Here is a 21,569-nt window from a genome sequence, read left to right as displayed (position 1 = left end):
CTATGGGAGGGGATTATGAAGGGAAAATTACTACACTTGGTTAAATAAGGTCAGAGGAAAAAATTATAATTTAATGCTGTCCTAATAATGGGGAGCTCACACATTCCTAACCCATACAACAAAAGACTAGAAGTTCAAATAATGTCGATACCAACAACAATCTATTTATTAGGCCAAAGTGCTTATTATAATTTAGTAATAGAAGTTATTGGGAATCCAAAAATAGATAACGGGAATGAAATAATTATTGTCGGTGAAATTGAGGTTAAAGCTGAAGTATCTTGTGGAAAAACAAGTCTTATTAAAGAATTATGGAAAAATTGAAATAATTAGTAGGGGATGGGGAGGTAATCACGATGGCTGGTTTGCTTTCAATATTGTTAATTCTGGCAACGGTAATTATAAGTATTCAAGACAAGATTTTTATATCACTAAACCATAACTGCTATGAAGACATTTATTATTTACGCACTGTTGGCCATGGTTGCTTTGAATCTCATATCCTGTGATTTACGTTTCGACGCCCTTCCTCCAAAAACAGTATTCTATAATTTAGGGTTCAATTTTCAGGATTCTTCCGGAAATGATTTGGTTAACGGAATTGGATTGGAAGAGTGGATTCCGGCCAATATATCAATGGAGAATGCTCTATCGGGCACTGTAAACCGCGAATTGTATGTATTGGACATTGCTGTTTCTGACCCTTGCACAAATTGGGACAATGATATCTATAATTCTCCGGCTCGGCCTGGTTTCATCCCAGATGTTAATCGTCCAATATTCACTTTGCATAACAATGGAGACTGTTATTTAAACAGTAGTTTTAGTTTATTGGCAGATGCATGTCCGGATCAGAGAATACTCATCTACAAGTTAAAAATCGCTCATGTGTTTGGAGATGATGCGATATACGAGTTTGTTACTTACTGGGATGTTCCAAAAGAATATTTGCGGGATAATTCTAAGTTTGCTAAGTGTTATCGTATAGAATTTGACGGGAATGTGTTCATTCCTGAAACGTCGGAGAATGAATCCAGATATTATTCTGCAACTATAGTACTTAAATAATATGGTTATAGCTAAGCGTAATTGGAAGCTAGCGCGGCTAGATAACGGCAGCCAGAACCCAGTTAAGCATAATTTTTGAGTACGCGAGAAACTATCTAATTTGCACAATTAATACAATAACCCGTTGGCTCGAATTTGTAATTCGGGCCACAATAACCCATAAAATCAACCACATTCGCTTAACATATATTCTTTTTTATTCACAAAGTTCTCCATGCAAAAATCTTGTGTTTTGTTTCAGGTGTTTTTTTTGACTGACTTTTAAGCTTCGACTTTGTACCATTGCAAATCGGCGCGAACGGTGTACAAATATGCGCGAACGGCGGCCTATAGGTTTAATAATCAGAAGTAAATACCTCTTAGGGTTGCTTTTGACACTTTATGTTATTTGCTTCAAATATTTACCCTTGCAGATGTTTTATCTACATTTCTTTTTGATTAATTTTATTGGAATACAGGAATGAGTCTCAATAACTTAGTGAATCATGGGAAATCTATTTAATAACCCAATCCAAAAAGCCATTGTTATATGCTTTTTACTGTTTTCTGTTTCTCCGATTTTAATTGATATCACTTTAAATTTTAACGGTTTTTTTTATTCTCTGTTCTATCTGTTGTCAAGATTATCACTGATTTTGCTAAGTTTTTTAATACTAAACAGCATCGTGAAATTCAGAACGGCAGTCTATATCATGGCCGTCTTTTTTGTAATTGTGGTTCCCGTAGAGCTGGTTCATTTGCTGGTGTTTAATGATTATATGACCCGACAGGGCATAATAGCTGTAGCACAAACAAATTATAATGAGAGTGTGGCCTTTATAAGAGGAATAGAATGGATTATTGTTATTGTAATAAGCCTACTCCTGTTTTTCCTGATATCTTTTCGTAAACTTCCAACTTTTCGGCTAAACTTCCTAAAGCCAAAGATTATTGCTGCATTTTTTGTGCTGGCTGCGATGACCTTTACTTCATTGATTGGGCAGTTAAAGACTTCGGCCGACTCAAGCGGGAAACGAACTTTTTATCTTTTTAAAAGAGAGATTGTAAAAAAGCACCCATTAAATTTGGTTTATCGCTGTTATGAGAGCTATGCCTATTTTAAAGCAATTGATAACTACAGGAGAGATATGGCACATTTTAGGTTCCAGAGTATTCAAAACAGAGAGTTCTCTTCCGGGCAGATATATGTAATGATTATTGGAGAATCTGCCAGAGCTGCCAATTACCAGATATGCGGTTACCAAAGAGAAACAAATCCAAGGCTTTCGTTGATAGAGAATTTAGTTGTATTCAACGACTTTTACGCTACTGCCAACGTAACTACTTTGGCAGTACCGTTAATGATTACCAGGGCAACCTCTGACAATTTTGACCTTTGTCATAAGGAGAAAAGCATTGTCTCGTTATTCTCTGAGGCCGGATTTACCAGTTATTGGATATCCAATCAGGAGATTTTTAAAGGTTACGGTTCGGATAAGTATCTGGATGAGATTGATAACTATTATAGTCAAACGCATAAAAACCCGGATGAACACATCCTCCCGGTTCTGGATGAGGTTTTGAGCGATACCACCAATGATAAAAAACTCATCATCATAAATCTGTTTGGAAACCACTATGGAATAAATAGCCATCCTCAGGAATACAATGTTTTCTCTCCCAATCTGGAACAATCAAATGCAATCAATCGAAATGTAAGCAACAGAGAATTGTTTATTAACTCTTACGACAATTCAGAATTGTATCAGGATTATGTTCTATCTGAAATAATTAAGCATGTCGATGCGCGCGAGTCTGTTTCTATGGTCTATTTCTCGTCTGACCATGGCGAAAGTCTGTTTGATGAACCCTCCTATTTTTATGGGCATGGCGCATCTACTATTACAAAAGAGCAGGTTCATGTTCCGGCCTTTGTTTGGTATTCATCTTTGTATGAGGTGTTTAATTCAGACTTGGTTGTGAATCTAAGAGCCAACATGGACAAGCGATTGTCAGCTGACAATACATTTTATACGTTTGCACAGCTTGCCTCAGTAGATTTTCCGCAATTTGTTGATTCCTTAAGTTTTGCAGATAAGAACTTTAAAGAACCTGCTGAGCGAAAGGCCATAGTGGATTACGTGACGGTATCTGCTGAGTTTAAATAAAAATATAGTTTCGCACTATGCAAGTAAGCCAAGACAACAGCAAACTGTCTGTATTTCAATTTTTATTATGGGGCTTGTAAATTAGATATTATCCGGAAATGATAAGTGTTGATGGAATACATTTTAACCATTCACTTTTTTTGTTGATGGCTTTTTTCCAGCTGAGTGTGCTTATAAGCATTAAGTTTTGTTTTGTGAGAAAAGCATCGGTAAAGTTGCTCTCTTTTATAATTCGGATGTGATTTGGAGCAATTTGTTCTATCCTGGTGATTGATTCTTTCAGATGAAAGTTATTTTCAATCACATTTAACGGGTCAATGAATGTTACCTGTGCATTGGTGTTCCAAATAAGTTTTTGTACGAATTTCAGAATAGACAAATCTGAATCACACAGAATTGGAACTACCACAAGGTGTATATCGTTCAGTCCTTTATCAATTAAGATGCCTACAGAGATATTGCTTTTTGAGAGTATTGCTTCTGTTTTAGGGTCAAAATGATGATGTCCAAACAGAGGTTCTCTGCCCATCACCTGATTGAAAATTCTGTCAGGGTTTATTATTCGTGTTGTAAATCCAAGCATTTTGCCTAAAAGGGTTCCTTCAAAAATAGATTTTCCAATGCCAATTAGAAGTAGATCATATTTGCCCTTATTCGCAATTTCCGTTATTTCAGTAATTATATCTCCTGATGATTTAAAGAGTGTTGAAATCTTCTGATTCAAATATCTGGACTCATTCAGAATTTCATCAAAAGCCTCTGATTCATATAGTTGAGCGTTATATTGATGAATTTCACTGCTCAGAGCCAGATGCATCACCGTAACAGATGCATTATCATGTAGTTTTTTAACAAGGCTGTGAGCCAGCCTTAGCAGTGATTTACCCATTTCCGGATTGGCAAATGAAATCAGAATGTTGTAGTTGCTGTTTTTTCTTAACGTATCAGTTGTGTGCGTGGTAGATGACCGAAACAGTTTGTTGATTAGGGACAAGACGGGGCTTGTCATCAATGTGGTAGCTAAAGCCATTATAACCATCATGGTAAAAATCTCTGACGTGAATACTCCGAGATCATATCCAATGTTCAGAATGATCAGCACCATCAGTCCTCTGGTATTTAACAACGTACCAAGAACCAGACTGTCCTTAAGATTTTGACCAAAAATTCTGGCAATTATTGCAGTGCCGATAAGCTTACCTGTTATAGCCACCAGCACAACTATCGCAGTCGCTTTCCAAATCGCCGGGTCGTCAATCAATCCTATTTGAGTGCGAAGGCCGGTAAAAACAAAAAACAGTGGCAATAGAAGCACAATGGCCACATCTTCAATTTTTTCGATAAATAAGATGCGAAACCTTACGTTTTCAGGCATTATTGCACCTGCCAGAAAGGCTCCAAATAATGCATGTATCCCAATTAGTTCGGCGATGAAGGCAGAGAGTATTAGTGTGGCAAAAAAAATTGCTACAATTGGCTTGCTCAGATTTTCTTTTGAAGGATGCAATTCACCTACTCTTTGAAGAAAGGGACGTATTATTTTAATCATCAGAAATAAGAAAGCAATTCCATACACCATCGTAAACGAAGCACTCATAAAGGAGCCCGAACGGATAATAGAAATAATGATGGCCAAAAGCGACCAAACCAATAGGTCGTTAGATGCGGCACATGCCATAACAATTGTGCCGGTCTTGGTTTTATGGATGGCTCTTTCCTGGGCAATTCTGGCTAATACCGGAAATGCCGAAACGCTCATAGAGATGCTGAAAAATAGAGCAAATGAGATAAAAGAGATGTCGGACGGGATAAATTTTTGATATAAAAACCCGGCTAGAAAAAGCCCGGCAATAAATGGGATTATGGCACTGGCATGTCCTATCACTATGGCTTCGCGTGCCGAAGATTTCAAAACTCTTAAATCCAGTTCAAGACCTACTGTAAACATAAAGAGAACCAGCCCTATTTGGCTCACAAAATGCAAGTTATCCAAAGAACTTTCAGGAAAAATGAAATTTGATATTTCAGGAAAATGGAGACCCAACAGAGAAGGACCAAGTAAAATGCCAGCTATTATCTCTCCAATTACAACAGGTTGGCCAACCTTACGGAATAACCAGCTAATGATGCGTGCTGCGAATATAATTATCACAATTTGAAGAAGCAGGATTGATAGTGGACTTTGGAGATTATTAATTATAGGTAGAATGACGTGGCCGGAGTGATTTGTCTCTTCAAGTAAAGTGTTGGATAGGCCATGATACCCCATGTCATTGCCTACCAACACGAACCAATAGATAGCCAAAAGTAAAATACAAGTTGTTGTGGCATAAAACAAAATGTACCTGAAGACGTTCATTCGCGTTAATTGTTTGGCTTTAAGTTCACCAATATACAAAATTTAGTTTATTGGAAATTCATTGATGAACACATTCCGTTTGTCGTATGGAATACCGGGATAGGCAATGATGAAATTGTAATTTTTGAATTTTATGGTCATGCTTTTGGGTAATCTATCGGCAAATGGCATCCAACTCATGGTGTTTCGGCGCGCACCAAATGCAAACAGGATGTCGTTTGGTTTTAGTAATAATGTAAACTGATTTAAATGACTCACGTCATCTGTAAGTAAATGATACTTTACCTCCACATTGGTTCTTTCGCTCTTAATGGTTGATTTTATAATGTCAGCAACATCTTTCTCAGCCGAAATCATAATGGGGGCATTCATTCCCTTTGCCAATGTTAAAAGCGATTTTAGTACGCCGTAAAAGCCAGGTTCTTTAATTGATGATGAGGGTATATATGATACAATTCGAGAATTGCTCATGATGGATTTTTCCATTTTGCATACAAACACAGATTGTGAGCTTTGCTCTAACAGTTGGTCGAGAACGCTGCCAAATATGCGGTCCTTGGCCGAAATTTTTCCGTTCCAGCCTATGATTAGCAAATCAGCCTGTTCCTCTAAAGCGGCTCTTGAAATGCCGTTGGCAATGTTTACATCAATTCGTTTTAAGGTGTTGAGTTCTACACCAGCACTTATGGCGTAATCACTTGCTTTGGCCAACATCGTTTCAACTCTATCCATTTCATCATCAAGCTTTGATTGGTCGGTTACTACCGAGAGTGTTGAAATCTTGCTAACAGTGTGGTCTTTGAGTATTATGGCGGTAGATAGTAAATGGGGTGCAGTCTCCGGATTTGACAGAGGTACCATCACATGGGGAAGTTTGGCGTTAACAAACTTTTCACCTGCGTTCTCGTTTGCAATCTTTTTGCCATAATGTTCCACTATCCAGGGACCAATGATACAGGTTACTAAAATCATCATTATCACTCCGTTTAGCACATCATTACCGATGATGCCCAAGCGATAGCCTACCAATGTGGCTGCAAGGGTTGCAGCCGCTTCGGTGGTGGTGAGGCCAAAAATGACCATGCCCTCGGCTTTTGTAAATTTGAAGAGTTTCTGGGTGATTTTGGATGAAACATATTTTGTTACCACATTGGTTGCCAGCATAGTGGCCATCACTATCCATGATGCAGGGGAGTTGAGCAACACCTCCACATCCACTATCATCCCAATATATAAAAGAAAAAAGGGAATGAAGAATGAGTTACCTACAAATTGAACCCGGTTCATTAGTTGACTTGATGAGGGAATCATGCGATTCAATACCAGGCCCGCTAAAAATGCTCCAACTATCGGTTCTATTCCTATTACACGAGCTAAGTATGAGCATAAAAATGCCACAACCAGCACAAAATGGAATTGCATGATGCCATCATCAACATACCTGAAGAATAGCCGTCCCAATAGCGGTAACAGATACACAACAGCTAGAAAATAGACAACAGACAGCACAGTTAATGTTGTCCAGAAATTAAAATCAAGTGCACCGTTAACCGACCGGGCTACTACGGCCAAGACCAATAAAGCGAGTGTGTCAGCCAGGATGGTTCCACCAACAGTTGTTAAAACTGCTCGGTTGCGCACAATCCCCAGTTTGGTTATGATTGGATATCCAACCAGTGTATGCGATGCAAACATGCTGGCTATTAATATCGACGCAGTCCAGGAAAACCCCATGGCTCTGAATAAAAATGTCCCAACCAGCTGTGGAATTATAAAGGTGATAATACCAAAGATGATGCTTTTGTTTTTATTCTTCTTAAAGTCGAGCAAATTGATGTCCAACCCGGCTAGCAGCATTATGTATAACAAACCTATGGCGCCTAACAGCTCAATCGCAGATGTCATGGCAATAATATTGAGACCGTTGGGGCCAACTATCACTCCTGCAATGATGATTCCGACTACTCCCGGAAACTTTATTTGTCTCGAAAGAATGGGTGCCAGAAGGATTATGAGGAGTAATACCAGGAATAGTAAAACATTGTCGGTAATGGGCATATTTATCCGTTCCATGATGATTTTATTTTTATGGTTTTACGTGCAAGGTATAAATCAACCGGAAGCTGAACTGTTTGTATGAACCCAAGTTGCCGGATTCTGAAATACAATTGCAATAAATTGTAATAAATGGTCACTGCCTTTAATGTGTGTTTTTATCCTTCCAGAGCTTATAAATTGCATTTAGCACAAATAGAAACATCCCGGTTAAGCAGATTACCAGAACGATGTATCCAAGTATTTGCCAAACAGTGAATTCCATAGTATTGGTTTTTACGTTTACAAATAGAGGATTTGTCTTCATTAGTATCAATTTATGAAGAAATGCCCTGTGAAAGTGGAGATCTGTACACAGTTTGGCAAATCCTGCACTGAGCAGGTGAAATATTGTATTGAATCTGGAGAAGTAGTTAAATGATGCCGTTTTGAATGAGATAAGCTCTGTTACCTCTCCACTGAGAAGGATGGTGGATTTTAGAAATTGGGCAGAAACCTGACTCACGAAGAAGTCTGCTGATAAGCCTTTGTTCGATAAATAAAATAACTGATTATCCTGTGACCTTCTTTAGAAATTCGGCCCTGAAATTATCACTCAGTGTAACGGCCAGAGATTTGCCGGTTGGCATAACTATTTTGGTTGTTATTTCATCATTCGAAAAAAACGATATGGCTTTGATGGCGATGACTTCTCTCTTGTTGACCTGGCTGAATGCGTTTGATGGGAGCATACCTAAGAGCGCGTTGAAGGAGTAATTTTTGGCAACAAGAAAGGACCCATCCTGTAGGTATATAACTTTGTCGCGACTGTCTATATCTGAAGTATGAAAATATACAATCTGGTCGAAAAAGAGGATTGCCTTTCCTTTATCAGTATTTATATGAATATAGTTTTTGTAATGTGTTGGAGTTTGAGCTTGTTTTGTAAGTTTTGATATGGCTTTTTCAAGTCGCTCCAGGGTAAGTGGCTTACGCAGGTAGTCCACTGCATTGAGGTCAAACGCATCGGCGGCATATTCTTTATACGCAGTGGCAAAAATAACTGGTTTGCCCGATAGGAGATTTGCGATTTGCAAACCACTGATACCTGGCATCTCAATATCAATTATACAAAAATCGAATTCAAGGTTTGGCATCTCCTTGAGAAAAAGTTCAGGATTGTCAAACGCTTTCACAACTTCCAGTCCGGGTATTTGTTCGCAGAGCATCTTCAAATAAGTGAGCCCCGGAAGTTCATCGTCCAGTAGCAAACATTTTAGTTTTGTATTCAAGTAAATTCAGTTTTAAATACGCTATATACACATCATTTTCTATAACTCTGTCAAGTTTGTAACAATCTTTATATAAGAGGTTTAGTCGATGTTCAAATGTTTCAGACCCAATTCCGCTTTTCTCTTTTTTAAATTGAGGCCTCGGCGAAATTTTATTGGCCACAGTTAGCTCGAGACAGTTCTCCTTAAATTCAAAAACGATGGAGATAAATGCATCGGGACTTTGTAAATCGGCATGTTTAAATGCATTCTCAATTAAATCGATGGTTATCATGGGGATCACCAGCTTTTGGTCATAAAGAGGCTCTGTATCGTCAATGTTTGTCTTCACTTTTAATTCAAACAATGGACTTACTTTAATTTTGTTAATTTCGATGAGATTAAGGGCGAAGTTTATCTCTTCTTTTGCTGATACCATGCCTTTACGGCTTTCATAAAGAATATAGTCCAATACGCCCGCAAGTTTGTCAAGTGCAAAGTAGGTCTGATAGGCGTGTGATTGAATTGAGTTTAAAATGTTTTTAAATAAATGGGGGTTCAGTTTTGATTCAAGTGTTTTAAGTTTTATGCCACTGTATTGCTCTTCTAATTCAAAAAGTCTGTGCCTTAATTTTTTATTTTCACGTGCAACTGATGTAAACCTGAGGTATATAAAAACAGCAACTACCAGCATTATTATGCCAAACACCAGTATAATGTAAATAAAATACATGGTCTGTTCAGTTTTCATTCAGTGCTAATTTTAAGATGTAGGATAATATCTATTGTGCGCAATTTCATAATTTGAATCGTTTGTCGGTCAGTCCTATCCCGTTAATCTTTCGGTATAAATCCAGTGCGTACACATCCGTCATGCCTGAGATGAAATCGATGACGGTTTGTATTTTATGGTGCAGTGGCGCTTGTTGGTCAACCCTGTATTGTTCCGGAATAAAGGGGAGCAGCAGTCCGGAATAGTAATCGCCCGGATGCATCACTGCATTGGTAAACTCTTTGAGCAGTGAGCCCAAAATTTTGAAGCCGGCAATTTCTATCTCTACCACCGAGGGGTGTTTATAAATGGTATGCAAACCTGTGTCAACGCATTTTTGCATGGCGGCGGCGGTATGTCCTTCCAGTTTTTTTATGAGTGACCCGGTGAAGGAGCCGTTGAGGATGGCATCGTGGTTGTCGCAAAATATGTGTGAACATTTATCCACCAGCTTGCCGATGACCCAAGCCCTGAGAAAGGCGATGAGCTCGTTGGTATCGGTCACTTCGTTGCTTACCTCGTGGATACGTCTGATTTGTTCGCGGTCGGCATCCGTGTCAAAAAAGGCCATGAGCAGCGCGCGGGTCTCCTCGGTTGATAAGATGCCAAGTTTGTGTGCATCTTCGATGTCCATCAGTTGATAACAGATGTCGTCGGCAGCCTCCACAAGATAAACCAACGGATGTCGCACAAAGATGCCCGGATTATCGGTTTCTTCCATGAGACCTAGCTGACTCGCTATTCCCAGCCATGTCTCTTTTTCCGATTGAAAAAATCCATATTTTTTACGGCCTGCTGTGCCCGATGGGTATGGATATTTCACAATGGATGCAATGGTGGTGTAGGTAAGTGCGAATCCTCCGGCGCGCCGGCCGGCAAATTTATGGGTGAGCAGGCGCAGGGCATTGGCGTTGCCTTCAAAATCCACCAGGTCGTTCCATACATGGTCGTCGTTAATGAGGTCGCGGTAGTGACGGCCATCACCGTTTCTGAAGAAATGCGAGATTGCCTTTTCGCCGTTGTGCCCAAAGGGCGGATTGCCCATGTCATGCGCCAGACACGCGGCAGCCGTCACAGAGCCCAGTTCATCCACCAATGGAGTGGCTACTTTGATGGTTTCCTTTAAAAACCGACTTATGTTCGAGCCCAGTGAGCGCCCCACGCTGGCCACTTCCAGACTGTGGGTGAGCCTGTTGTGAACGAAGATGCTTCCCGGCAGGGGAAAAACCTGGGTCTTGTCCTGCATCCGGCGAAATGGCGATGAGAATATCAAACGGTCATAATCACGCTGAAACTGTGTGCGGTCGTGGTGTTCGTCTGGCCGTACTGCTTGTCCGGTGCGTTTGGTCGAGAGTAACTGTTCCCAGTTCATTGTTTGGCTCATGCTTCTTTGGCTTCTGAATGCGGTTTGTGTGGTAAAGTTAGGCATTTTGGCGTTATGGCCAATTTGACCCATCAAATGAACTTAATCACTTTGGCCGAGCAAATCAGGTCATTTTCTATGAATTCGTATTCCTTACGCTGGTTTTCAATGTACTCTGCAAAGAGCGATTGTTTGTCGGGATGATGTTGCATCAGCTCATGGCACCTTTTTTCGAGTTGGGCGAATTCCTTGCGATGGAGCGCCTCTGTTTCCTGGTCTGTCTCATAAATAGTTTCATCCACGAGTTGCATGCCGGCCTGGCTGATTTGTTTCAGCACTTCGGTTTTTTTCATCAGCGTCGGATGGCTGAATGAACTCTCGTCGGCGTTATATCCATCTGCGATAATTATTATTCCAGAATGGTTTAGGGCTGATTTTATGGCGTTAAGCGTTTGGAGCATATCGCCAAAAACCGGTCCAATGGAGCCCAGAATGATGACATCAAATCCGTGGAGCGAGTGGATGCGCGTGCGGATGTCACTGGTCTCGAACCGACACAGGTAGCTCACATGGTGTTCGGCTGCTTTCTGTGCGGCCGCGCAGATGAATGGTTCCAAAGCATCAATGCCCAGGCAATTACAGCCGGTGGCCTCAGCCAGTTTAATAGATACTGCGCCTTTGCCGCAGGCCAGATCGAGCACCTGTAATCCCGGTCTGGCATCGGTATGTTTTTTTACCAGTTGAATGATGGTGTTGGGGTCGGAGCCAAGCTCCCAAAAATCCTGCAGGATATAGGGGAGATATTGAAAAATTTCAGGTTGATTGCCATCAAGGGCCTTTACAACAGATTCTTCAATGGTTTTCATGTAAGGTTAGTTTAGTATGATGTTCGTTTTTATGCCGGAGTCGTGACTTCCAGGCGGTTGTTGTCGGGATCCAGTGTTTCAAATTCATAATATCCATCGCCGGTGGTGCGTGGCCCTCTTAAAATCTGAAATCCTGCCTCCTGCAATGTTTTGGCTTTCTGGTTCACCTCTTCTTTAGAGCTGGCACCAAAAGCCAGATGGGTCAGCCCGCAATTGTTTTGATTGTTTTCGTTGCGGTTACTCTCCGATAAGTCGGGTTTACGCATAATTTCCAATCTGGCGCCGCCATCAAATGTCAAAAAATAGCTTTCGAACCCGGTTGTAGGGTTGATGTATTTATCATTTGATTTTGCGCCGAAATAGGTCTCATAATAAGATTTTAGCGCTTCCAGATTGGTCGTCCAAATGGCAATGTGTTCTATTTTCATTCTGTTATTTATTACCAATAACTTTAATCTTTTTCCATTTACCGGTGTTAAACCGCCATATCAATATAAAACAAAATATAAGGAAAAACACTACCAAAAGGAACCAGCTGATGACTACCGATAGATTGAATATTTTTAACGACACATAAAGCAGCGGCACAAAAAGCCAGTGTGCCGACACGGAAATCACCATGGTGAAAAACGTGTCGCCTGCGCCGCGCAAGGCGCCTACCAATGCCACCATCACCGCCAGCGCCAACACATAAAGTGCCGCAATGCGTATCATGGCGGCGGCCAGTGGCACGGCCGTTTCAAAAATTGGGTCGTATTCCATGGGGCGGAAGATGCGTACCAGAAATTCGGGCACAGTGATGAACAGGATGAGAATGGCCACCGAGTAAAATATGCCGGTGCGGATGGCCGACAAAGCGGCACGGTGTGCTGCTTGAGGCCGTCCGGCTCCCATGTAGCGTCCCACAAGGCTGGTGACAGCAATCTCGATGCCAAGCAACGGGATGAAGGCCACCAGATCCCAGTTGAACATGATGGTTGAAGCAGTGGCGACCACATCGCCCTGCGAATGAAAAAGGGCTATCATGATGCCGAATGCCAGAAAGTTGAGCGATAACTCCAGTCCTGCCGGGTAGCCATAACGTATCAAGCGCTTCATGATGTCCAGACTGAACCTAAATGAAGAGGCCACAAAGAACATCTGTCTGTTGTTTCGTCCCAGATAGGCGATGGATAACATCAGCACCGCCGAAAAGGCGCCACTGATGGTGGCAATGGCTGCTCCGCGTACGCCCATGGGTTCAAATCCAAATTTTCCCAAAATGAGGATGTAATCCAGTACCACGTTGACCATCATGGCCAGTATAGTGGCGCTCATTACAATTTTTGTTTTTCCGATGCCGGTGAAATAACACCCCAGCGTGTAGCGCATCATTCCAAAAATACCGCCCCAAACCAATATGTTGAGATACTCAATCTGATGACCTATCTGTGATTCTGAAATCTCCATAAAATAGAAGAAGCGGATGGCCACATCTTTTAGCAGCAGTATGGCAGGCCAGGCCAGCAGGGTGATGAGAATGGCCTGAAATGCGGCTCGTGTGGTGTTGGCGCGTTCTCCGGCACCAAAGTACTGTGCCACCAAAGCCGTTGAGTAGCCTGTAAGGCCCATGAAGAAAAAGGTGAGCATCTGAAATGTTACCGCTCCGCCCATGGCTGCATTCATGTGTTCAGGCCCCAGACGAGAGAGAAACAGCCGGTCGGTAAAGGTCATTACCCCGTCGCAGGCTGTTGAAATAATCATTGGGAAGGCCAGTATGAGGAGCTCTTTGATGCCTCCTGCCTTGTGATAATCGCGTGTATATAACTTGATGAGGTTCATTGTTTGCGTTTGTGTATGATTGAGATGCTATGATCAATTTTGCCCAATAAACTGATTAGTTTGTCGATGGCGAACTTACCAGTTTTTACTAGTGCATGGCATATTTCAATTTTGTTGTGGAGTTTCTTTTCTTTTATGAGTGTGGCACAGAAAGCCACAGCCGATTGGTCTGTTTTTCTTTGGCAAGATGTCGGGCTTCAAGCATTTTTTCAATGCCAGTGAGCTGTTTAGTAACTTTACTGCATAAGTGTAAGTGATGGTTTCAAAATCTTTATCCAAACTTTTAGGGACATAACCCCGCGCTTTAAGTTGTTCCGTGGTGCGCTTCATTGCGGGAGAAAGCAGTACAAGGCACAAAATTAATTCATTTTAGAATTAATGTCAGGTTACACAGGAAAAAGTATTTTCAACTTAGCCCCAGGGGTTGACCAATTGAATGGATTTTTTTATATTTATTAGTGATGTAAGACGTTGAAGGGGCGGATTCTAACTCTTTATTGCAAAATTATCTGACATGGAGAATGACCTGAAAATTCTGTTGACCATTGCCGACCGACCCATAGCAGAGGAAATTCAGCTCCTGCTTGAGAAATCTGGTGTACACTCGCTTTTAACCTCTGATAATCCGGCCTCATCGGTCATGCAGATAATTGGCGGAGCAACCCTGGGCAGTTCTGAGAATCTCACCTTGCAGGTGCATGCAGATGATTATAAGCAGGCGGTTGAAATCGTTAACCAGAGCCCATACTGGGATTTATTTATCTGATTACGCGTCATCAGTCAGGCATCCCTACAAATTAAGAAGGCGCAAAACAATCCGGAATTAATCCTTCTGTTTTACGCCTTCCTGTTTTTTATGCTCTTCTAGTTTACAAACACATCATCGGCTATGCCGCTATTCACCTCAGTACTTTCAACAATGATTTCGAGGTTTTGAGGTCCCACAAGTTGGGTCATGGCTGTTGGGAAGTTGATTCCCGATACTTTCTTGTAGTTTTTATAAGAGGAGATTACTGTACCTTGCATGCCAGTGTTAACTTCACGCACTTTAAGACCGCTTTCCACATCAAAGTAAACGGTTGTTTCCTTTCCTGATGGGCGTTTTACAAGCAGTTTGTATGCTTCGCCGCTTTCCAGATTATCGATGCCCTGAAGCTCCAGAGAGGTGCCGTCAGTAGTGTAGTACAATTCGGGAAAGAGCACTGCGGCTTCGGCAATCTCCTTCAACAGGTCGCCTTCCAGTTTTTGTTCTCCCATTGGGGAAACTATTTTACCGCTTGTGCCATCAAAAACCTGCATGGAGATGGGATTGCCACCCATAAGGGTTTCTACCAGAATTTTGTTGGGCGCCTTTTGGCGGGTTACAATCTTAAAGGTCATCCCTTGCATGGAAGTAGAGGCATTCATCGTCATATCCTTCACATTCTTAAGCGCATTGCGGCCACCCAGAGCATCGATGTAATTCTCTATTACATCCTGGGCCGAGAGGTTGGAAACATTTCTTGGTGGCGCTACCTTATTCACGTAGTAATCGTATTGTGTTACGGTACCACTCGGGCAGAACGCTTTCATCACCTCTCTGATTTTATCAGCCTCACCTACAGCCATTATAATGGCATTTTCGGGGCGTAAGTATTTATTTGCCATATCCATCACATCCTGAGGTGTAACGGCCGCCACTTTTTCCAGGTAGGTTTTGTAGTAATCGGCAGGCAGTTTATAACGCTCAATGTTCAGGGCAAAGCGGGCAATGGTTTGCGGGTCTTCGAGCGAACGCGAAAAACTGCCCATCATCATGTTTTTAACCAGTTCCAGGTCTTCATCACTTACCAGTTCGGTTTGCAGACGTGTCATTTCATGTAGCACCTCATGCAGCGCGCTGTCTGTTACTGAGGTACGCACCGAGGCCGAAGCTGAGAAGCTACCGATGCGTTTGTCGGTACGCAGACTTGAGTATGCGCCATAGGTGTAACCTTTCTCTTCGCGCAGGTTTTGAAACAGACGTGCGTTAAATGAGCCACCGCCCAAAACCTGATTCATCACAGAGGCTTTGATGGCATCTGCATCACCTGGAGTAAGCACCACTGCGTGGGTAACCTGGATGGTGGATTGGTTGGCGCCATCGCGGTTGGCAATGACTACTTTTGGCTCCTCAAATGAGGCCGGTAACTGATAGTTATGGGTTGGTACCGGCGCTTTCTTCCATTTGCCAAAATATTTGTTTGCCTGCGCTTTAGCTTCTTTCATGCTGATGTCGCCCACAATCACCAGATAGGCCACATTGGGTCTGAAGTAGGTGCTGTGGAAGTTTTTCAGCATGTCGGCATTAATGCGCTCAAGCGTTTCTTCGGTAACGATTTCGCCATAAGGGTCGTTTGCACCGTTGCGAAGTACTGTGGCAATGTTATTGGCGATGGCATTTGGGTCATTTTTTTCGGCCTGAATACCCGATACCCACTGACGTACGCTTTTCTCCAGCTCATCTTGCGGGTACGATGGGTTCATTACCACATCTGACATGATTTGCAGAAGGGTTTCACTGTGCTTTTTCAACGAGCGGGCATAAACCCCCTGAGAAGAAGTGCTCAATGTGGCACCGATGAAATCAATGGCATCGTCGATTTGAGCTTTTGAGCGGGCTGAAGTGCCCGACCGCATGAGCGATCCGGCCAGTGATACATAACCGGCTGCTTCACCCTGCAACACCGGGTCGGTTTCCAGGTTAAGGCTGTATGCCACAAACGGAAGCTTATGATCCTCAACTACGAAAACCTGTAAGCCGTTTTTCAGTTTAAATTTTTTATACTCGCCAATGTTGATTGTAGGTGCCGGACCGGCAGGTGGTGGCGTGCTCCTGTCGAGCTGGGCAAACAGGTTCCCGGCAATAAAGGCAACTAATATGATAGAAAGAATGCGTTTCATTTTATACGAATTTGAGTTTATGCACATAAAAACAAGTGCCGGTTAAGATTTAGTTTTTGGGCAGATAGTAAAGCACCACGCGGTTGTTCGTAATGAAATATTCACGTGCCACCCGTTGAATGTCTTCACGTGTCACAGCCATGTATTTTTCCAATTCGTTGTTGATGAGCGATGCATCGCCAAGCTGTGTATAGAAGGTGGCGAGGTTGCCAGCTCTTTCTGCTATTCGTGCGTTGCTGCCAATGATTTGGTTTTCGAACTGGTTCTTAAGTTTCTGGAACTCATTTTCAGGTATCAACTCGTCCTGAAGTTTTTTGATTTCCACATTCATAGCCTCTTCCAGTGCAAGAGGGTCAATGCCCATGTTGGTAAATGCATAGGTGAGGTTGAGCGCAGGCTCGCTAAATGGAATAGGGAAAGAACCTACCTGAATGGCCATCTGTTTGTTGTCCACCAACTCGCGGTATAAACGTGAGCTCTGACCGGTCGACAGCAATGTGCCAAGCATGTCGATTGCATAATAATCCTTGGTACCCAGGGCTGGTGTACGATAAGCCTGTAGAACCAACGGAATCTGTATGTTGTCAAAAATGGTGTCACGCACTTCGCCGCTCAAAGGAGGCTCAATGATGTTTGGACGGTAGATTGGACGTTCCCCCGCAGGAATGTCTCCATAATATTTTTCAACCAGCTTTTTAGTGTCGTTCAGGCTGATGTCGCCAGCCACTACCAGCACAGCGTTTTGGGGCACATAAAAAGTGTCATAAAACTCTTTGAACTCTTCGTCGCGGGCAGCCATGATGTGATCCGGGTCGCCAATGGTTGGCCAGCGATAGGGGTGTACTGTAAAGGCTCTCTTCAGCGTCTCAATTAGAATGGTACCATAAGGGCGGTTGTCATACATCTGCTTTTTTTCTTCGATGACCACCTGCTTCTGTGTCTGAATACCCACAGAGTCTACTTTTGCATGCAACATCCGTTCTGACTCCAGCCATAAGCCAAGCTCCAGCTGATTCGACGGAAGCGTCTGGTAATAGTAGGTTAAATCGGCCGAAGTATAGGCATTGAGCGTACCTCCGGCACGTTCCACAAATTTGGCATACTCACCACGGGGAATGTGTTTCGTTCCCTCAAACATGAGATGTTCAAAAAAGTGGGCAAAGCCAGTACGTTCAGGGTTTTCGTGTTTGGAGCCCACATTGTACATCACCGATACAGTGACTATTGGCGTTGAATTGTCCTGATGCAGGATAACATGCAACCCATTGTCAAGTTTAAACTCAGTGAAGTCAATCCTGCCCGATTGGGCAAACATTCCTGTTCCGGCAAGCATGCATGCGGCAAGCAGGAACATCACTCTTTTTTTTAATTGCATCATAAAAATTATGAGTTAAGATTAGAAAAATGGACCTCTCTCTTCAGATTTTAGAAAGGAAATGTAAATATCAATAATAATTTCTAGAAATGCACCCATAGTTTTATAAACGCACCTCAGGTATTTATGGATGAAAACTTCCGACTGATGCGTTTAACAAATCACAGGCCATTTAAGATTAACAACTGATATGCAAAACGTTTATGATAGAGAATTGGATTGTTTGAGGGCAGGTGCTGTACGCTATCGGACATGCAGGTGTCCGATAGCGTACATTTTTATCGAATTTAGATGTGCTGATTATTGCACTATTCAAGTTATATTGCTTGTATGTTAGTGCAATCACTTTAATATCAGCTATGATCTAATGCAGAGCCTTAACCCGGATGTTGAGATTAATCGTGGAACCAGAATTGGGTTAAATTTTACCGCATCATCGCCACTTGCCTGGATAATGATTCTAACCCTTATGGGAATGATGACAATTTTTATTTTTACTTTTGTCTTCTGTTCTTATTTTATTTTCTGGCATGCTGCAAAGGAGTAATTCATTTTTAAATGTGCCGGCTAAACAAGAATTTGAATGCGTACTGATGAAATGAGCCATGAGTAATTGTTACTCACTTAGGGGCATGATTAATAAGGCGAGTTCCATCCCGATAAATTGGGACAAGTTCTGGCAACTGAAACACAAAATATAAGCAGATGAAATACATCGTATTGATAATCTTTTCATTTCTGACGTTGATGGTGCTTCCCACATCGTGCGCACCCGAGGAAATATGCCTGTCGAACCAACACTCGGTGCAAACCGGGTTTTACTCAGCGTATTCGGTAAAAAAAGACACAACCTTGGCGAAGGCATCGGTTTATGGCATCGGGCAGGATTCGTTGGTGTATAAGGATGCGCGTATCGGGAAAATGTTTCTTACCCTGTCATTTTCCGCTGATACGACCATTTTTATCATTGATAACAATACATTGCTCGATACACTTTGGTTTCGCCATTCTAAATCGCTGGAGTTTATATCCAGAGACTGTGGTTTCACCTGGAATTTCATTGTTGATTCGGTATGGCACACAAATACTTTTGTAGATTCTGTTTCTATTTCTTATCCCCAAGTTAATTATGGCGAGAATGTTGAAAACATCAAGATATTTCTTTATTAGTTTTTGGCTGCTGATGTCTGCCGCTGTTCAGGGACAGGAGCCACTGCCCCAATGGGTGCCGGCCAGAGGCATAACCGTGGGTGTTAACCTGGCAGGTCCTATCAACAGGCTGATGGACGACAACCGTACCGGCATATCCTTCCTCACCAGAGTCAATTTTGGAGAGGATATGTATTTATTAGGGGAAGCCGGATTCGAGAATGTAAACTTCAGAAAGGAGCGATATACTTATGACTCAAACGGTACGTTTTTGCGAATAGGTATTGAGAAGGACATACTGCCACGAAAGCATCAAACCAACGACAACCTTTTGATGGGTTTGCAATATGGTTTTGCATTACATGAACATGGCGCATCCGGTTATACCATCAGAAACGGCTATTGGCAGGATTACTCCGGAAATGTATCCTCTTATACCCTAAACTCACATTGGGTTGAGTTTTCGATGGGGCCACGCACAGAAGTTTTCAAGAACTTTTATATGAGTTGGAAACTTCACATTCGTACGCTCATAGCCACTAACAATTCCGAGTTGCTCAAACCGTATATAGTACCTGGTTTTGGGAATGGCGACAGACGACTGAATGCAGGTTTTTCATATACACTGGAGTATCTTTTACCCCTTCGTAAATAGGGTTATGAGATGCCAGATGTGAGGTTGAACTTTTGTCTTATTGTTTGCACCACACCGTTTTCATTGTTATCAAACTGGGTGATAAAGCGTGAGACTTTAAGTATGTCGGGATGTGCATTCTTCATGGCGTAACTATGGCCTGCGGCTGCCATCATCTCCAGGTCATTCAGAAAATCGCCGAATGCCATCGTCTCTTCTTTGCTGATGCCTAGTTTTTCCTGTACTTTTTCGATGGCCGTTCCTTTGTTAGCGGTGGGGTGTGTCAAATCAAGCCACTCCGGTCCCGACACGGCTACTTTATAGTCGTTTTCATAGATTTTAAAATGGCCGTAGCTATTGGTTTCAGCGCCATAAAAATCATAAATGGCCACTTTCAGGATGGTGTCATTTACCAGCGTGAGATCATCCACAATTTGCAGACGGTTGTAATATTTTGACACCTCTTCCAGAAATTGTTTTCTGGTGCATTCCACATAGGCGGCATCTTTTCCACAGAGCACAATTTCTGCACCTTCAATGCATCGGCCTGTATGTATGAACAGATTTGCGGCAGCCATCTCCAGGGCATTCTCATGAATAACTTCCCCTTTGTATCGAACTATGGTGCCGTTTTCAGCAATAAAAAGTGTGTCGTTACCAATGGTTGTGAATGTAGATTCCAGACTCGATAACTGTCGGCCGCTTGCTACAGCAAAGAGAATGCCTTTGTCGGTAAGCTGGCGGTGTACCGGCCAAAAATCCGGGTGAATCTCTTTTTTTGCGTCCAGTAAGGTGCCGTCAAGGTCGGTTATGACCAGTTTTATATCCATAATAATTTTGTAGTATCAGCGTAAAAATCAGTCAATAAATCGTTTGATGATGTTTCCGTAAGCATCGATGCGACGGTCGCGGAAGAAAGGCCAGATACGGCGTACGGCTTCAGAGCGTGTCAGGCTGATGTCAACAATCAGGTTTTCTTCGTCGTGGTTGCCGGCATGTGTTAAAAACTCACCTTGGGGACCTGCCACAAAGCTGTTGCCCCAAAACTGAATGCCGTTGGTCACGCCTGAAGGATCGGGTTCATGACCCACGCGATTCACCGAAACCACCGGCAATCCATTGGCCACTGCATGTCCGCGTTGTGATATTACCCAGGCCTCTTTTTGGCGGTTTTTTTCATCCTCACTGTCACTGCTTTCCCATCCAATGGCAGTGGGGTAGATGAGCAGATCGGCGCCGCGCATGGCCATCAGTCGGGCTGCTTCAGGATACCACTGATCCCAGCATACCAACACGCCCAGTTTGCCCACCGAAGTTTGTATGGGCTCAAAGCCCAAATCACCCGGGGTGAAGTAGAACTTCTCGTAGTAGGCCGGGTCGTCGGGGATATGCATTTTACGGTATTTACCTGCAATGGAGCCATCTTTTTCCATTACCACGGCGGTGTTGTGATATAGTCCGGGTGCCCGGCGCTCAAAAAGAGATGTCACGATAACAACCTTCATTTCAGCAGCTAATTTCCCAAACCGCTCGGTGGATGGTCCGGGTATAGGTTCTGCCAGGTCAAACACATCCGTATCTTCCGTTTGGCAAAAGTAGAGACTGTTATGTAGTTCTTGCAGTACAATCAATTCGGCACCTTGCGCTGCTACGGCGCGGATATTCTTTTCCAGTTTATCCAGATTGGCCGTGATGTCGTTCGTATTACACTGCTGAATGAGAGCGGTTTTTATGGTTTTCATGGACTTCAAGATTATTTTTCTGATGCTGCATAAATGCATGGTTCAG

19 protein-coding genes are annotated in these 21,569 nt (G+C 42.6%); 6 read left to right on the top strand and 13 right to left on the bottom strand.

The window, feature by feature from the left end; translation table 11 throughout:
* Window positions 1–141: 141 nt before the first annotated feature.
* From ALKIM_RS0107930 to ALKIM_RS0107920, 3 genes are all read left to right on the top strand, one after another.
* Window positions 142–324 (top strand): hypothetical protein, encoded by a 183-nt coding sequence (locus tag ALKIM_RS0107930; RefSeq protein WP_157363840.1) that lies wholly within the window; start codon window positions 142–144, stop codon window positions 322–324.
* A 123-nt stretch (window positions 325–447) separates the two neighbouring features.
* Window positions 448–1,068 (top strand): hypothetical protein, encoded by a 621-nt coding sequence (locus ALKIM_RS0107925; protein WP_026474168.1) that lies wholly within the window; start codon window positions 448–450, stop codon window positions 1,066–1,068.
* A 665-nt stretch (window positions 1,069–1,733) separates the two neighbouring features.
* A complete protein-coding gene (locus ALKIM_RS0107920; RefSeq protein WP_162148803.1) occupies window positions 1,734–3,215 on the top strand; it encodes a phosphoethanolamine transferase in 1,482 nt (493 codons plus the stop codon).
* Between the two features lie 88 nt (window positions 3,216–3,303).
* Here ALKIM_RS0107920 and ALKIM_RS0107915 read toward each other — a convergent pair whose 3' ends face one another.
* The 9 genes from ALKIM_RS0107915 to ALKIM_RS0107875 all read right to left on the bottom strand — a co-directional run bounded on the left by ALKIM_RS0107915 (window position 3,304) and on the right by ALKIM_RS0107875 (window position 13,701).
* Window positions 3,304–5,574 carry a cation:proton antiporter domain-containing protein gene (locus ALKIM_RS0107915; protein ID WP_026474166.1) on the bottom strand — a complete coding sequence of 757 codons (2,271 nt, stop codon included), beginning with the start codon at window positions 5,572–5,574 and terminating at the stop codon, window positions 3,304–3,306.
* 42 nt (window positions 5,575–5,616) lie between these two features.
* Window positions 5,617–7,647, bottom strand: coding sequence for a cation:proton antiporter (locus ALKIM_RS17985; RefSeq protein ID WP_044117819.1), 2,031 nt, complete (start codon window positions 7,645–7,647; stop codon window positions 5,617–5,619).
* A 127-nt stretch (window positions 7,648–7,774) separates the two neighbouring features.
* Window positions 7,775–7,936, bottom strand: a complete 162-nt coding sequence (locus ALKIM_RS19870) for a hypothetical protein (RefSeq protein ID WP_157363838.1) — start codon at window positions 7,934–7,936, stop codon at window positions 7,775–7,777.
* A gap of 244 nt (window positions 7,937–8,180) precedes the next feature.
* Window positions 8,181–8,879: a LytR/AlgR family response regulator transcription factor gene (locus ALKIM_RS0107900; RefSeq protein WP_218916684.1), complete on the bottom strand. Its 699-nt coding sequence runs from the start codon at window positions 8,877–8,879 to the stop codon at window positions 8,181–8,183.
* Window positions 8,863–9,630 carry a sensor histidine kinase gene (locus ALKIM_RS0107895; protein ID WP_026474163.1) on the bottom strand — a complete coding sequence of 256 codons (768 nt, stop codon included), beginning with the start codon at window positions 9,628–9,630 and terminating at the stop codon, window positions 8,863–8,865. Before ALKIM_RS0107895 ends, ALKIM_RS0107900 begins: the two co-directional genes overlap by 17 nt.
* A gap of 46 nt (window positions 9,631–9,676) precedes the next feature.
* Window positions 9,677–11,035 carry a dGTP triphosphohydrolase gene (dgt, locus tag ALKIM_RS0107890; protein ID WP_026474162.1) on the bottom strand — a complete coding sequence of 453 codons (1,359 nt, stop codon included), beginning with the start codon at window positions 11,033–11,035 and terminating at the stop codon, window positions 9,677–9,679.
* Between the two features lie 71 nt (window positions 11,036–11,106).
* Window positions 11,107–11,880, bottom strand: coding sequence for a class I SAM-dependent methyltransferase (locus ALKIM_RS0107885; RefSeq protein WP_026474161.1), 774 nt, complete (start codon window positions 11,878–11,880; stop codon window positions 11,107–11,109).
* A gap of 29 nt (window positions 11,881–11,909) precedes the next feature.
* On the bottom strand, window positions 11,910–12,308 hold the full coding sequence (locus ALKIM_RS0107880; protein ID WP_026474160.1) for a VOC family protein: 399 nt from the start codon (window positions 12,306–12,308) through the stop codon (window positions 11,910–11,912).
* A 4-nt stretch (window positions 12,309–12,312) separates the two neighbouring features.
* Window positions 12,313–13,701 (bottom strand): MATE family efflux transporter, encoded by a 1,389-nt coding sequence (locus ALKIM_RS0107875; protein WP_026474159.1) that lies wholly within the window; start codon window positions 13,699–13,701, stop codon window positions 12,313–12,315.
* Window positions 13,702–14,215: 514 nt separating this feature from the next.
* On the opposite strand from ALKIM_RS0107875, the gene ALKIM_RS0107865 reads away from it, so the two are divergent.
* Complete coding sequence (locus ALKIM_RS0107865; protein ID WP_026474157.1) at window positions 14,216–14,467, top strand: DUF2007 domain-containing protein; 252 nt, start codon at window positions 14,216–14,218, stop codon at window positions 14,465–14,467.
* A 98-nt stretch (window positions 14,468–14,565) separates the two neighbouring features.
* Here ALKIM_RS0107865 and ALKIM_RS0107860 read toward each other — a convergent pair whose 3' ends face one another.
* Window positions 14,566–16,623 (bottom strand): M16 family metallopeptidase, encoded by a 2,058-nt coding sequence (locus ALKIM_RS0107860; RefSeq protein WP_026474156.1) that lies wholly within the window; start codon window positions 16,621–16,623, stop codon window positions 14,566–14,568.
* A 49-nt stretch (window positions 16,624–16,672) separates the two neighbouring features.
* Window positions 16,673–18,001 carry a M16 family metallopeptidase gene (locus ALKIM_RS0107855; protein ID WP_026474155.1) on the bottom strand — a complete coding sequence of 443 codons (1,329 nt, stop codon included), beginning with the start codon at window positions 17,999–18,001 and terminating at the stop codon, window positions 16,673–16,675.
* 702 nt (window positions 18,002–18,703) lie between these two features.
* Here ALKIM_RS0107855 and ALKIM_RS0107845 point away from each other — a divergent pair.
* Both ALKIM_RS0107845 and ALKIM_RS0107840 read left to right on the top strand, forming a co-directional pair.
* On the top strand, window positions 18,704–19,168 hold the full coding sequence (locus tag ALKIM_RS0107845) for a DUF6452 family protein (RefSeq protein WP_044117818.1): 465 nt from the start codon (window positions 18,704–18,706) through the stop codon (window positions 19,166–19,168).
* The gene (locus tag ALKIM_RS0107840; protein ID WP_052345477.1) at window positions 19,137–19,802 is read left to right on the top strand and encodes a DUF6048 family protein; all 666 of its coding nucleotides are present in this window, start codon (window positions 19,137–19,139) and stop codon (window positions 19,800–19,802) included. The genes ALKIM_RS0107845 and ALKIM_RS0107840 overlap by 32 nt, the downstream gene beginning before the upstream one ends.
* 2 nt (window positions 19,803–19,804) lie before the next feature.
* Here ALKIM_RS0107840 and ALKIM_RS0107835 read toward each other — a convergent pair whose 3' ends face one another.
* Together ALKIM_RS0107835 and ALKIM_RS0107830 are read right to left on the bottom strand one after the other, a co-directional pair.
* The gene (locus ALKIM_RS0107835; RefSeq protein WP_044117817.1) at window positions 19,805–20,611 is read right to left on the bottom strand and encodes an HAD family hydrolase; all 807 of its coding nucleotides are present in this window, start codon (window positions 20,609–20,611) and stop codon (window positions 19,805–19,807) included.
* Window positions 20,612–20,638: 27 nt separating this feature from the next.
* Window positions 20,639–21,523 (bottom strand): carbon-nitrogen hydrolase, encoded by an 885-nt coding sequence (locus ALKIM_RS0107830; RefSeq protein WP_026474150.1) that lies wholly within the window; start codon window positions 21,521–21,523, stop codon window positions 20,639–20,641.
* Window positions 21,524–21,569: the final 46 nt, after the last annotated feature.

Origin of the sequence: Alkaliflexus imshenetskii DSM 15055, assembly GCF_000517065.1 — a bacterium.
GTDB lineage: Bacteria > Bacteroidota > Bacteroidia > Bacteroidales > Marinilabiliaceae > Alkaliflexus > Alkaliflexus imshenetskii.
The sequence above is the reverse complement of the archived record's forward strand: the minus strand, read 5'-3'. Positions and strand labels throughout refer to the sequence as shown.

Coding starts and splice junctions, on each gene's coding strand:
- ALKIM_RS0107875 (WP_026474159.1), bottom strand. CDS start 13,701: ATGAACCTCATCAAGTTATATACACGCGATTATCACAAGGCAGGAGGC.
- ALKIM_RS0107835 (WP_044117817.1), bottom strand. CDS start 20,611: ATGGATATAAAACTGGTCATAACCGACCTTGACGGCACCTTACTGGAC.
- ALKIM_RS0107915 (WP_026474166.1), bottom strand. CDS start 5,574: ATGAACGTCTTCAGGTACATTTTGTTTTATGCCACAACAACTTGTATT.
- ALKIM_RS0107845 (WP_044117818.1), top strand. CDS start 18,704: ATGAAATACATCGTATTGATAATCTTTTCATTTCTGACGTTGATGGTG.
- ALKIM_RS19870 (WP_157363838.1), bottom strand. CDS start 7,936: ATGAAGACAAATCCTCTATTTGTAAACGTAAAAACCAATACTATGGAA.
- ALKIM_RS0107895 (WP_026474163.1), bottom strand. CDS start 9,630: ATGAAAACTGAACAGACCATGTATTTTATTTACATTATACTGGTGTTT.
- ALKIM_RS0107880 (WP_026474160.1), bottom strand. CDS start 12,308: ATGAAAATAGAACACATTGCCATTTGGACGACCAATCTGGAAGCGCTA.
- ALKIM_RS0107860 (WP_026474156.1), bottom strand. CDS start 16,623: ATGAAACGCATTCTTTCTATCATATTAGTTGCCTTTATTGCCGGGAAC.
- ALKIM_RS17985 (WP_044117819.1), bottom strand. CDS start 7,647: ATGGAACGGATAAATATGCCCATTACCGACAATGTTTTACTATTCCTG.
- ALKIM_RS0107865 (WP_026474157.1), top strand. CDS start 14,216: ATGGAGAATGACCTGAAAATTCTGTTGACCATTGCCGACCGACCCATA.
- ALKIM_RS0107840 (WP_052345477.1), top strand. CDS start 19,137: ATGTTGAAAACATCAAGATATTTCTTTATTAGTTTTTGGCTGCTGATG.
- ALKIM_RS0107925 (WP_026474168.1), top strand. CDS start 448: ATGAAGACATTTATTATTTACGCACTGTTGGCCATGGTTGCTTTGAAT.
- ALKIM_RS0107855 (WP_026474155.1), bottom strand. CDS start 18,001: ATGATGCAATTAAAAAAAAGAGTGATGTTCCTGCTTGCCGCATGCATG.
- ALKIM_RS0107885 (WP_026474161.1), bottom strand. CDS start 11,880: ATGAAAACCATTGAAGAATCTGTTGTAAAGGCCCTTGATGGCAATCAA.
- ALKIM_RS0107830 (WP_026474150.1), bottom strand. CDS start 21,523: ATGAAAACCATAAAAACCGCTCTCATTCAGCAGTGTAATACGAACGAC.
- ALKIM_RS0107930 (WP_157363840.1), top strand. CDS start 142: ATGTCGATACCAACAACAATCTATTTATTAGGCCAAAGTGCTTATTAT.
- dgt (WP_026474162.1), bottom strand. CDS start 11,035: ATGAGCCAAACAATGAACTGGGAACAGTTACTCTCGACCAAACGCACC.